The organism is Myxococcus sp. CA005, from assembly GCF_006518205.1.
GTDB lineage: Bacteria > Myxococcota > Myxococcia > Myxococcales > Myxococcaceae > Myxococcus > Myxococcus xanthus.
The window spans coordinates 116,661-128,882 of record NZ_SRLV01000006.1 but is presented as its reverse complement, the minus strand read 5'-3'; the positions used below and the strand labels follow the sequence as shown (position 1 = coordinate 128,882).

The window sequence follows — 12,222 nt, the reverse complement described above, 5'->3', positions numbered from 1 at the left end:
CAGGCCCCGCTCTTGCAATGCGTGTGAAGGGGAAGAGATGAAGCTGACGGATGTCCTCGCAGGATGTGGTGCCGAGCAGACCTCGGGCGGCCGTTCCGCGGTTGACGTCACCGGTGTGACGCAGGACTCGCGGCGCGTGAAGCCGGGAGACCTGTTCGTCGCCATTCCTGGCACGAAGGAGGATGGGGCCCAGTTCATCGGTGAGGCCGTGTCCCGTGGCGCCGTGGCGGTGGTGTCGGAGAAGCCGGTGCCGTCCTCTCAGGTGCCCTTCTTCAAGGTGAGCAGCGCTCGAAAGGCGCTGGCGCTCATCGCGGCCAACTTCTACGGCCGCCCGGCGGACCAGCTGACGTTGCTGGGCATCACCGGTACGAACGGGAAGACGACCACCAGCTACCTGCTGGAGGCCATGAGCACCGCAGCGTACGCGTCCACCGGCGTCATCGGGACGCTGGGCTACAAGTTCGCTGGCCGCACGGTGGAGTGCGCCAACACCACGCCGGATCCGCTGGAGCTGCACCGCATCCTCCGGGAGATGGTGGAGGCGGGCGTGGAGACGGTCATCATGGAGGTGTCCAGCCATGCGCTCGCGCAGGAGCGCGTGCACGGGTTGACCTTCAAGGCCGCGGGCTTCTCCAACCTGAGCCGCGACCACCTCGACTACCACAAGGACATGGAGGACTACTTCCAGTCCAAGCGGAAGCTCTTCGCGGAGAACCTGTCCGCCACGGGCGTGGCGGTGGTGAACGGCGACGACACCTACGCCAGCCGCATCTACAACGAGCAGCGCGGCCAGAAGCGCATGGCGTGGAAGTTCAGCCGTCAGGGCTCCGGGGAGATTTCCGCGGCCGACGTGAGCTTCTCGCTCCAGGGCATCAAGGGCGTGCTGAAGACGCCCGCCGGCGACATCCCGCTCAAGAGCAAGCTCCTGGGGCCCCACAACCTGGAGAACATCCTCCTGGCGGTGGGCATTGGCCTGGGCGCGGGCTTCGCGCGGCGCGACGTGCAGGAAGGCATCGAGCGGATGATGCCGGTGGCCGGCCGCATGGAGCGCGTGGAGAACTACGGTCCGTCTGGCGCCCCCGCGGTGCTGGTGGACTACGCGCACACGGATGACGCGCTCAAGCGCTCCATCGAGGCGGCGCGCTCGCTGGCCAAGGGCCGCGTCATCGCGGTGTTCGGCTGCGGCGGGGACCGCGACAAGGGCAAGCGTCCGCTGATGGGCGCGGTGGCGGGTGAGGGCGCCGACCTGGCCGTCGTCACCAGCGACAACCCCCGCACCGAGGACCCGGAGGAGATCATCTCGCAGGTGACCGCGGGCATCGAGAAGAGCGGCCTGCGCCGCATCTCCGCCGGCAAGGCGAAGAGCGGTGAGAAGGGCTACCTGGTCGACGCGGACCGCCGCGCGGCCATCGAGCAGGCCATCAGCCTGGCGTCCGCGGACGACGTCGTCCTCATCGCGGGCAAGGGCCACGAGACGTACCAGCAGGTCGGCGAGGAGAAGCTCGTGTTCGACGACCGGCAGGTGGCCGCGAAGGCGCTGGCCAACCGCATCGCTGGCTGAGCCCGAGCCTCCCAAGCCCCGTCGACCCGCCCGCCCATCTCTCACACCATGGCAGCTTCCTTCAGCGACGAAGAGGTGGTGCAGGCGACCGGGGCGACCCGGCGTGGCGGCCCGGCCCCGGCCGCCTACGCTACCGTCTGTACCGACACGCGGGCACTCACCCCCGGGTGCCTCTTCGTGGCCCTGGTGGGTGAGCGCTTCGACGCCCACGCTTTCGTGGACGCCGCGGCGAAGGGCGGGGCGGCTGGCGCGGTGGTGGCACGCGGGCGCCCGTTGCCCGCGCTGCCCGACGGGCTGACGCTCTATGAAGTGGATGACACCCTGCGGGCCCTGGGCGCGCTGGGACGGCACCACCGTCAGCGCTTCCGGATTCCGGTGTGCGCGGTGGGTGGCTCCAACGGGAAGACGACCACCAAGGAGATGGTGGGCGCCATCCTGGCCACGCGCGGGCCGGCGCTGAAGACCGAGGGCAACCTCAATAACGAGATTGGCGTCCCGCTGACGCTCTTCCGGCTGGAGCCGCGCCACGTCGCGGCGGTCATCGAAGTGGGGATGAACCAGCCGGGGGAAATCGAGCGGCTGGCGCGCGTCGTCCAGCCGGACGCGGGCGTCATCACGGTGGTCCAGCCCGAGCACCTGGAAGGGCTGGGCAGCATCGAGGGCGTGGCGGCGGCGGAGGGCGAGCTGTTCCAGGAGATGGGGCACGGCACCACCATCGTGGTGAACGTGGACGACGCGCTCATCCCCGCGCAGGCGGAGCGCAGCGGAGCGCAGCGGCTGACGTTCGGCCGGGCGGAGCACGCGGACGTGCGGCTCGCGGACGTGAAGACGCTGGGCCGCGAGGGCATGGTGGCCACGGTGCGGCACCTGGGCCGCGAGTGGCCGGTGCGGCTGCACTTCGTGGGGCCACACAACGCGCAGAACGCGACAGCGGCCTTCGCGGTGGCGCTGGCGCTGGGCTACACGCCGGAGGAGTGCGTGCGCGGCCTGGAGTCGGCGCGGCCGTACTCGCGGCGCCTCAACGTGGTGGACGGGCAGCACGGCGTGACGGTCATCGACGACTGCTACAACGCCAACCCGGCCTCCATGGACGCCGCGCTGGAGACGCTGGGCACGCTGGTGCCCGCGAGCGGCCGGGCCGTGGTGGTGCTGGGGGACATGCTGGAGCTGGGGCCGGGCGAGCTCGAGGAGCACGCGCGCCTGGGCGGCCAGATTCCCTCGCACGCGGCGCTGGCGGCATTTTTCGGTCCCCGCTCCTTGAAGGGGTGGGAGGCCGCTTCCATGGGTGAATCCGCCGCCCACTTCACCGACGTGGAGCCGCTGATGGCGTGGTTGGCGCCGCGGCTTCGCGAAGGTGACGTGGTGCTGGTGAAGGGCAGCCGCGGCATGCGGCTGGAGCGGGTGGTGGCCGCCCTGACGGGCACGGCCGCCCCCGGAGGAAACCACTAGTGCTGTACCTCCTCTACGAGGTCATCCAGAACTCCGAGGCGGGGCGCGTTCTCAACTTCCTGCGCTACCCCACCTTCCGCATCATCGCCGCGGGCGTCTTCGCGCTCCTCCTGGGCATGCTCATCGGGCCCAAGCTCATCGCTCGGCTGCGGCTGAAGCAGCACGGGCAGAGCAACGTGCGCGAGGACACGCCGGACTCGCACCAGAAGAAGAAGGGCACGCCCACCATGGGCGGCGCGCTCATCCTGCTGTGCATCGCGGCGGGCACGCTGCTGTTCGCGGACCTGAAGAGCCGCGCCGTCTGGGTGATGCTGCTGCTGACGCTGGGCTACGGCTTCATCGGCTTCCTGGATGACTGGCTCAAGCTGTCCAAGCGCAACTCCAAGGGCCTGGCCGGGCGCAAGAAGATGGTGTTGCAGACCTTCTTCTTCCTCGTCGCCGTGTTCGGCCTGCTGACGACGTGGACGCTGCCGGACGGCTCCTTCGGCCCCACGCTGCTCATCAATACCAAGCTGACGCTGCCCTTCATCCCCACGCGCTGGTTCAACCCGGACCTGGGCTGGTTCTACGTCTTCTTCGCGTGGATTGTTGTCGTGGGCACGTCCAACGCGGTGAACCTCACGGACGGCCTGGATGGTCTGGCCATCGTCCCCACCATCGTGTCCGCCATCACCTTCGCGGTGCTCTGCTACGTGGCGGGCACCACGCTGAGCATCGCGGACTACGAGGTGGTGGGCGGCGCGTCGAAGCTGGTGGCCACGCCGCTGTACCAGTACCTGGGCATCCTCCAGGTGCCGGGCGGCGCGGAGCTGGCGGTGTTCTGCGCGGCCATCGTCGGTGCGGGCATCTCGTTCCTGTGGTTCAACACCTACCCGGCCTCCGTCTTCATGGGCGACATCGGCTCGCTGGCCCTGGGCGGCGCGCTGGGCGGGCTGGCGATGCTGTCCAAGAACGAGGTGGTGTCCGCCATCATCCACGGCATCTTCTTCGCCGAAATCCTGAGCGTGATGATTCAGGTCACGTCCTTCAAGATGACGGGCAAGCGCGTCTTCAAGATGGCGCCGGTGCACCATCACTTCGAGCTCAAAGGGATGGCCGAGCCGAAGATCATCGTCCGTTTCTGGATCGTCTCCATCCTCTGTGGTGGCGTGGCGCTCCTGTCCCTGAAGCTCCGCTGAAGCCGGAGGTGGCACGGCCATGACGTTGGCGCTGTCCGGTCAGAAGGTGCTGGTGTTCGGGCTCGCGAAGAGCGGCGTGGCCGCGCTGCGCCTGCTGCGTCAGCAGGGCGCGGACGTCACGGCGCTGGACGCACGTGGCGAGGACGCGCTGGGCGCGGTGGCCCACGAGGTGAAGGCGCTGGGCGCCACGCGGGTGTCCGGGCCCACGCCTCCGGGGCTGCTCGCGTCGCAGGACCTGGTGGTGGTGAGCCCGGGCGTGCCGCTGGCGCTGCCGGAAATCCAGGCCGCGCGCGCGGCGGGCGTGGCGGTGTGGGGCGAAGTCGAACTGGCGGGCCGCATGCTGTCCGGCGTGCCGCTGTTCGGCATCACCGGCACCAACGGCAAGAGCACCACCACGGCGCTCACCGGCACGCTCTTCGCCAGCGGCGACAAGCGCACCTTCGTGGGCGGAAACCTGGGCCGGCCCTTCAGCGAGGCGGCCATGTCCCCGGGGGACTGGGACGCGCTGGTGGTGGAGCTGTCCAGCTACCAACTGGAGGGCATCCGCACGCTGCGCCCTCGCGGCGCGGCCATCCTCAACCTGACGCCAGACCACATCGACCGCTATCCCAGCCACGCGGCATACGGCGAGGCGAAGGCGCGCATCTTCCAGAACCAGCAGGCCGGTGACTTCGTGGTGGTGAACGCGGACGACGCGGACGTGCTGGGCCTGGCGCGTGCCGCGAAGGCGCCGGTGTACGGCTTCAGCCTCACGGGCAAGCCGGTGGCGGACGCTCCGGCGCTGGCGGGCCTGGCGGTGGTGGAGCCGGGCGGCTTCCGGCTGGCCTTCCTGGGCGAGCACTACACGCTGACGAACCGCGCGCTGCGCGGCGCCCACAACGCGCAGAACGCGATGGCGGCGGCGCTGCTGGCTCGCCTGGGCGGCGTGGCCTCCGGCGCGGTGCAGGCGGGGCTGGACGGCTACCCGGGCCTGCCGCACCGGCTGGAGAGCGTGCGCGTGCTGGATGGCGTCGAGTGGGTGAATGACTCGAAGGCCACCAACGTGGATTCGGTGCTGGTGGCGTTGCGCGCCTTCTCCCAAGGCGTGTGGCTGATTGCCGGAGGCAAGGGCAAGGGCGCGCCGTACGCGCCCATGGTGGAGGCGGGGCAGGGCAAGGTGAAGGGCGTGCTCACCATCGGCGACGACGCGGACACGCTGGCCCGGGCCTATGCCGGCGCGGCGCAGGTCCACGCGTGCGGCACCCTGGCCCATGCGGTGGCGCGGGCGCGGGAGTTGGCGGAGCGGGGTGACACGGTGCTGCTGTCGCCCGCGTGCGCGTCCTTCGATCAGTTCAAGAACTTCGAGGACCGGGGCGATTCGTTCAAGCGCCTGGTGGAGGCGCTGTGACTGCATGAAGAACCCTTCTCCTCCGTCCTCCGCCCTCGTGCGCTTCGACCCGGTGCTGCTTTGCGCGGTGCTCGGGCTCGTGAGTTTCGGGCTGGTGATGGTGTACTCGGCCAGCGCGGTGCTGGCGCAGGACAAGCTGGGCGACAGCCTCTACTTCCTCAAGCGCCAGCTCGTCGCCGCGGGCCTGGGGCTGGGTGCCATGGCCGTGGCCATGAAGGTCGGCTGGCGCCGGCTGGCGCGCTGGGCCTATCCGCTGCTGCTGGCGGCCATCGTCCTGTTGGTGCTGGTGAACATCCCCGGCATCGGCAGCACGGCGGGTGGCGCGCGGCGGTGGATTCGCCTGCCGGGCTTTGGCCTGCAGCCGGCGGAGGTGGCGAAGTTCGCCTGGGTCGTCTACCTGTCCTACTCGCTGGCGAAGAAGCGGGAGAAGGTGGCGAAGTTCTCCGTGGGCTTCGTTCCGCACCTCGCGCTGTGCGGCATCCTGGTGTTGCTTTGTATGATGCAGCCCGACTTCGGCAGCAGCGTGCTGCTGGTGTTCATGCTCTTCGTGCTGCTGTTCGCGGCCGGCGCGAAGCTGAGCTACCTGGTCGGCATGGTGCTGCTGGCGTTGCCCCTGGCCTACGTGGCCATTGCCTCCAGTCCGTACCGCATGAAGCGCATCCTGGCCTTCATGGACCCGTGGGCGCACCGGCATGACGTGGGCTACCAGGTGGCCGAGTCGCTGATGTCCATCGGTTCGGGTGGCGTGGTGGGCCTGGGCCTGGGCGACGGACGGCAGAAGCTCTTCTTCCTGCCGGAAGCCCACACTGACTTCATCTTCTCCATCATCGCCGAGGAGACGGGCCTCATTGGCGTGGGCCTGCTGGTGGTGCTGTACGGCGTCGTGCTGTGGCGCGGCGTCCGGGCCAGCCTGGCGGCGGGGGAGACGTTCGGAACGTACCTGGGGCTGGGCATCAGCTCCATCATCGCGTTCCAGGCCGCGGTCAACATGTGCGTGGCCATGGGGTTGCTGCCGACGAAGGGCCTGACGCTGCCCTTCGTGTCGTACGGAGGTTCGTCGCTGGTGGTGTTGATGGGTGCGGCTGGAGTGCTGTTGTCGTTGAGCGCGAACACCCAGGGGGTCGCGAGGCCCAGCCGGGTGGGAACCGACATGCGGGAGGTGGCGGCATGATGAAGGTGCTCATCGCGGGTGGGGGCACGGGCGGACATCTCTTTCCGGGCATCGCCCTGGCGGAAGAGGTGGTGACACGGCATCACCGCAACGAGGTTGTCTTCGTGGGCACCGAGCGCGGCATCGAGTCGCGCGTGGTGCCGAAGGAAGGTTATCCGCTGGAGCTGGTGAAGGTGCAGGGCCTCAAGGGCAAGGGCTTCTTGTCCCTGCTCAAGGCGCTCTTCGCGCTGCCGCTGGCCTTCATCGAGTCCTTTCGCATCCTCGCCCGGCAGAAGCCGGATGTGGTGGTGGGCGTGGGTGGCTACGCCAGCGGGCCGGTGGTGATGGCCGCGTGGCTGATGGGCATCCCCACCGCCATCCAGGAGCAGAACGCGCTGCCCGGCTTCACCAACAAGGTGCTGGGCCGCATCGTGCGCGTGGTGTTCATCGCCTTCGAGGAAGCGCGCGCCTTCTTCCCGGAGAAGAAGGTCCAGCTCATCGGCAACCCCATCCGCCGCAAGCTGATGGACAACTACCTGCGCAGCCACGTCGCGCACGAGCGCTTCTCCGTGCTCGTTTTCGGCGGCAGCCTGGGTGCGCGGGGCATCAACCAGCGGATGACGGAAGCGCTGGATTCGCTGGGCGACCTGAAGGACAGCCTGCACTTCGTCCACCAGACGGGGAAGAACGACCTGGAGTCGGTGCGCAAGGGCTACGCGGACAAGGGCTTCCAGGCGGAGGTGGTCGAGTTCATCGACGACATGTCCAGCGCCTATGCCCGCGCGGACCTCGTCGTCTGTCGCGCCGGCGCGACGACCCTCGCGGAGCTGACCGTCTGTAAGAAGGCCAGCATCCTGATTCCCTTCCCGCACGCCACGGACGACCACCAGGCCGTCAACGCGCGGGCGTTGGTGGATGCTGGCGCGGCGCTGATGTTTCGCGAGTCGGAGCTCACCGGGGAAAAGCTGGCGCAGACGGTGCGTGAGCTGAAGAGCCACCCGGAGCGCCTCAAGAGCATGGAGAAGAAGGCGGGCCTGTTGGGCCGTCCCGAGGCCGCCAAGGAACTGGCGGACGTGTGCGTGGACCTGATGGTCCAGACGTGGGGCCCCAACGGCCGCGAGCGTACCCCCATCGAAGCCGAGAAGAAGGCCCCCAGGAGCAATTCGTGACACGTAACAAGCCCCCCAGCCTCTTCAAGACGCGCCATGCGGCGCAGGTCCACTTCGTGGGGCTCGGTGGTATCGGCATGAGCGGCATCGCCGAGGTGCTGCTGAACCTGGGCTACCGGGTGTCCGGCTCAGACTTGCGCGAGAGCGACATCACCCGGCGCCTGGTGCGCATGGGCGCGACCTTCTTCGAAGGCCACCGCGCGCAGAACCTGATTCAGGCGGACGTGGTGGTGATTTCCTCCGCGGTGCGCAAGGACAACCCGGAGGTGGTCGCCGCCCGGCAGCGGAAGATTCCCGTCATCCCCCGCGCGGAGATGCTCGCGGAGTTGATGCGCCTGAAGTACGCGGTCGCCGTGGCCGGCAGTCACGGGAAGACGACGACGACGTCCATGGTGGCCACCGTGCTGAGCGCGGCGGGGCTGGACCCGACGGCGGTGGTGGGCGGCAAGGTGAACGTGCTCGACTCCAACGCCAAGCTGGGCAAGAGCGAGCTGATGGTGGTGGAGGCCGACGAGAGCGACGGCAGCTTCCTCCACCTGCATCCGTCCATTGCCATCGTCACCAACATCGACCCGGAGCACATGGACCACTACGGCGACCTGGACACGCTCCAGTCCGCCTTCGTGGAGTTCTGCAACCGGGTGCCGTTCTACGGCCTCAACGTGCTGTGCCTGGACAACCCCAACGTCCAGGCGCTGCTGCCGCGCATCGAGAAGCGCTTCGTCACCTACGGCAGCTCGCACATGGCGGACTACCGGCTGGAGAACATCCAACTGGACGGCTTCACCACGCGCTTCAACGCCTATCGCCGGGAGGAGTCGCTGGGCGAGTTCCGCGTGCGGATGGTGGGCGCGCACAACGCCTTCAACGCGCTGGCCGTCATCGCCGTGGCGGAGGAGATGGACATCCCGCTGGAGACGGTCCGCGAGTCGCTGGCCGAGTTCGGCGGCGTGCAGCGGCGCTTCACCGTGCGCGGCGAAGCCCAGGGCATCACCGTGGTGGACGACTACGGGCACCACCCCACGGAAGTGCTGGCCACGCTGGCCGGCGCGCGGCGGGCCTTCGGACGCCGGGTGGTGGTGGCCTTCCAGCCGCACCGCTACACGCGCACGCATGACCTGATGAAGGAGTTCACCACCTCCTTCAATGATTCGGACGTGCTCTTCGTCACCAGCGTCTACGCGGCGGGTGAGGAGCGCATCCATGGCGCCACGGGAGACGCACTGGCGGACGCCGTCCGCGCCCACGGCCACCGCGACGTCACGTTCGTGGAGAAGCGCACCGACCTACCGGCGGCGCTGCTGCCGCGTCTGCGCGAGGGTGACCTGGTGCTGACGCTGGGAGCGGGTGACATCACCCACGTGGGGCCGGAGTTGCTCGAGCTGCTTCGCACCACCCCCCTGGCGAAGGACTAGCGCCATGGTGGAAGCAGGCGTGAAGACGGCGCTGGCGGCTCGCGTGGAGTCGCTGGGCGGCTGCGAGGTGAAGGCGGGCGAACCGCTGGCGCCTCTCACCAGCGTCCGGGCCGGCGGCGCCGCGGAAGCCCTGGTGCGCCCGCGTTCGCCAGACGCCCTGGTGGCGCTGCTGAAGCTGGCGCGTGAAGAGGGTGTCCCCGTTTCGATTCTGGGCGGCGGCGCCAACACGCTGGTGGGCGACGGCGGGGTGCCCGGCCTGACGCTGAAGCTGCCAGGAGACCTCTTTCCGGAGGTGGCCGACGTGGGCCCCGAGGAAGGGCGGCTCACCCTGGGGGCGGGGGCGGCCATCGTCCGCCTCATCAATGTCATGCGGGCCCACGCGCTGGTGGGCGCGGAGTTCCTGGCCGGCATCCCCGGCACGCTGGGCGGCGCGGTGTCGATGAACGCCGGCACCAAGAACGGCGAAGCCTTTCGCGTCATCGAGGCGGTGGAAGTGGCCACGGCGGACGGGGTGGGGTGGCTGACGAAGGCACAGGTGCCGTATTCCTACCGTCACTCCGAATTGCCGCCGGGCGGCGTCGTCACCCGGGTGCGTTTCGCGCTGCGCAAGGGGGACGTGGTGGCCTCCAAGGCCGTCATGGACGCTGACCTGGGTTACCGGAAACGGACACAGCCGCTCAGTCAGCCCAACTTCGGCAGCGTCTTCACCAACCCGCCGGGCGACCATGCCGGACGGCTCATTGAACTGGCGGGCCTGAAAGGGTACTCGCTGGGGCGCGCGCAGGTGTCCACCCTGCACGCCAACTGGATTGTGAACCTGGGCGGTGCCACCGCCCGCGACGTGCTGGGACTCGTCACCCTCATGCAGCAGCGGGTGCTCGAGCAGTCCGGCGTTGACATGAAACCCGAAGTCAAGCGCCTGGGAGACTTCCTGTGACTCCGAACCGCGGTGCCTTCACGAAGGACGAGCTCAAGCAGAAGCGTGTCGGTGTACTGTTGGGCGGAATGTCCGCGGAGCGCGACGTGTCCCTGCGCACCGGTGAGGCCGTCTCCGGGGCGCTGCGCGGGCTGGGCTACGACGTGGTGGAGATTGACGTGGGCCGGGATTTGCCCGCGCGTCTGGCGGCGGAGAAGGTGGACGTGGCGTGGCTGGCCGTCCACGGGCGTTATGGCGAGGACGGCTGTCTCCAGGGACTGCTGGAGTCGCTCTTCATTCCTTATACCGGCAGCGGCGTGCTGGCCTCCGCGCTGGGCATGGACAAGGTGTACGCCAAGCAGGTCTACGTGGCCCACGGCATCCCCACGCCCGCGTACCGTTCCTTTAAGGACGCCGCGTCGGCGCTGGCGGCGGCGGACAGCCTGCCCTTCCCGTTTCCAGTGGTGGTGAAGCCCAGCCGCGAAGGCAGCAGCGTGGGCGTGCACATCTGCAAGACGCGGGACGCCTACGAGGCCGCGGTGACGGACGCGGCGAAGTACGCGGGCACCCTGCTGGTGGAGCAGTTCGTCAAGGGACGCGAAGTGCAGGGTGGCGTGCTGGACGATGAGGCCCTGGGCGTCATCGAGGTACGCGCCGCGCGCGAGTTCTACGACTATGACGCGAAGTACAAGGCGGGCACCGGCACGCAGTACCTCTTCCCCGCGCCCCTTCCTCCGGATCAGTATGCGCGGGTGAACGAGGTGTGCCTGGCCGCGCACCAGGCCCTGGGGTGTAGCGGGGGCTCGCGGTCGGACGTCATCGTCACCGACGGAGGCGATGTGTTCCTGCTGGAAACCAACACGCTGCCGGGCATGACGGCCTCGAGCCTCTTGCCCAAGATTGCCGCGGGGCGCGGTATCGACTTTCCCGCCCTGTGTGAGCGCCTGCTGCTGGGCGCGTGTCTCAAGGCCTGAGCATCTGGTATGGGGCCGGCGCAACTTGGCGTCGGTCTCCTTCGAAAATTTCCGAAGCGCCTGTGTGGCGGCTTGCGCTACAGCGACGTGCCTGTAGCCAAAAACTGGCGTGGCTCCCGAACCGGGCACAGCATGCGTCAACCCTTTTCTCCCCATGGCCTTCGGTAAATCCAAGAACCGCCGCCGTCAGGACGCCGCCCAGCAGAAAGAGGCGGTCCGGGGCGCGGTGCGCTCGCACGGGCCGGGCGTGCTCAAGGTGCTGGGGCTGACCCTGGGCACCGGGCTGCTGGTGTGGGGTGGGGTGGCGCTGCGGGAGTGGGCGCTGACGTCGCCGCGCTTCGAACTGGAGGCGGTGTCCTTCTCCGGCCTCCAGCGCGCCTCCCGGGTGGAGCTGCTGCGGCTGGCGGCGCTGACGAAGGGGCAGAACCTGTGGACGCTGGACGTGGACGCGCTGGAGCGCGCCATGCACCAGCACCCCTGGCTGCGCACGGTGGAGGTGACGCGTCGCTTCCCCAACCGCGTGTCGGTGGAGGTGACGGAGCACGTGCCGGTGGCGATGGCGGTGCTGGGGGAGCTGTACGTCCTGGACGAGGAGGGCGAGCCCTTCAAGCGGGTGACGCCCGGGGACGGACTGGACCTGCCCCTGGTGACGGGCCTGGACCGGGAAGGTTATGTGGCGGACCCGGCGGTGGCGCGGGAGCGCCTCCGTTCGGCGCTGACGGTGGCCAGCGCGTACGCGCGGCTGTCACCCGAGAAGGCCGAACAGTTGTCGGAGGTCCGCCTGGAGGCGCTGAGCCTGGCGCTGGTGACGGCGTCCGGGCAGGAAGTGCGCCTGGGTGAAGGAGATTCAGAGGTCAAGCTGCAGCGTCTTGCCCGTGTCCGGCGCGAACTGGGTGCGAGGGGGCTTGCAGCGGAGATCATTCACCTGGATAACCGTGCCCGGCCCGGCTGGGTGGCGGTGAAGATTTCGAGCCCCGCGTCCGAGAGGAGCGGGGCTTCGATGCGGTAAGAGGACGCGCCCCT

The 12,222-nt window shown here is 69.1% G+C and carries 10 protein-coding genes; all 10 read left to right on the top strand.

The genetic code is table 11. The features are described 5' to 3' along the window. Positions 1 to 37 precede the first annotated feature (37 nt). Positions 38 to 1,561 carry a UDP-N-acetylmuramoyl-L-alanyl-D-glutamate--2,6-diaminopimelate ligase gene (locus tag FMQ63_RS04385; protein ID WP_011555563.1) on the top strand — a complete coding sequence of 508 codons (1,524 nt, stop codon included), beginning with the start codon at positions 38 to 40 and terminating at the stop codon, positions 1,559 to 1,561. Between the two features lie 48 nt (positions 1,562 to 1,609). Beyond that, positions 1,610 to 3,010, top strand: coding sequence for a UDP-N-acetylmuramoyl-tripeptide--D-alanyl-D-alanine ligase (gene murF, locus FMQ63_RS04380; protein WP_011555562.1), 1,401 nt, complete (start codon positions 1,610 to 1,612; stop codon positions 3,008 to 3,010). Next, positions 3,010 to 4,188 (top strand): phospho-N-acetylmuramoyl-pentapeptide-transferase, encoded by a 1,179-nt coding sequence (mraY, locus tag FMQ63_RS04375; protein ID WP_011555561.1) that lies wholly within the window; start codon positions 3,010 to 3,012, stop codon positions 4,186 to 4,188. The genes murF and mraY overlap by 1 nt, the downstream gene beginning before the upstream one ends. Before the next feature lie 19 nt (positions 4,189 to 4,207). Then, on the top strand, positions 4,208 to 5,575 hold the full coding sequence (gene murD / locus FMQ63_RS04370) for a UDP-N-acetylmuramoyl-L-alanine--D-glutamate ligase (protein WP_011555560.1): 1,368 nt from the start codon (positions 4,208 to 4,210) through the stop codon (positions 5,573 to 5,575). Between the two features lie 4 nt (positions 5,576 to 5,579). Continuing rightward, the gene (gene ftsW, locus FMQ63_RS04365; RefSeq protein WP_011555559.1) at positions 5,580 to 6,746 is read left to right on the top strand and encodes a putative lipid II flippase FtsW; all 1,167 of its coding nucleotides are present in this window, start codon (positions 5,580 to 5,582) and stop codon (positions 6,744 to 6,746) included. Beyond that, complete coding sequence (gene murG, locus FMQ63_RS04360) at positions 6,743 to 7,894, top strand: undecaprenyldiphospho-muramoylpentapeptide beta-N-acetylglucosaminyltransferase (protein WP_011555558.1); 1,152 nt, start codon at positions 6,743 to 6,745, stop codon at positions 7,892 to 7,894. The genes ftsW and murG overlap by 4 nt, the downstream gene beginning before the upstream one ends. After that, positions 7,891 to 9,309, top strand: a complete 1,419-nt coding sequence (gene murC, locus FMQ63_RS04355; RefSeq protein ID WP_011555557.1) for a UDP-N-acetylmuramate--L-alanine ligase — start codon at positions 7,891 to 7,893, stop codon at positions 9,307 to 9,309. The genes murG and murC overlap by 4 nt, the downstream gene beginning before the upstream one ends. Positions 9,310 to 9,313: 4 nt before the next feature. Next, entirely contained in the window at positions 9,314 to 10,246 is a 933-nt protein-coding gene (murB, locus tag FMQ63_RS04350; protein ID WP_011555556.1) for a UDP-N-acetylmuramate dehydrogenase, read from the top strand. Beyond that, entirely contained in the window at positions 10,243 to 11,199 is a 957-nt protein-coding gene (locus FMQ63_RS04345) for a D-alanine--D-alanine ligase (RefSeq protein WP_011555555.1), read from the top strand. The genes murB and FMQ63_RS04345 overlap by 4 nt, the downstream gene beginning before the upstream one ends. 154 nt (positions 11,200 to 11,353) lie before the next feature. Then, a complete protein-coding gene (locus FMQ63_RS04340) occupies positions 11,354 to 12,208 on the top strand; it encodes a cell division protein FtsQ/DivIB (protein ID WP_026113770.1) in 855 nt (284 codons plus the stop codon). The last annotated feature ends 14 nt before the right edge of the window (positions 12,209 to 12,222 follow it).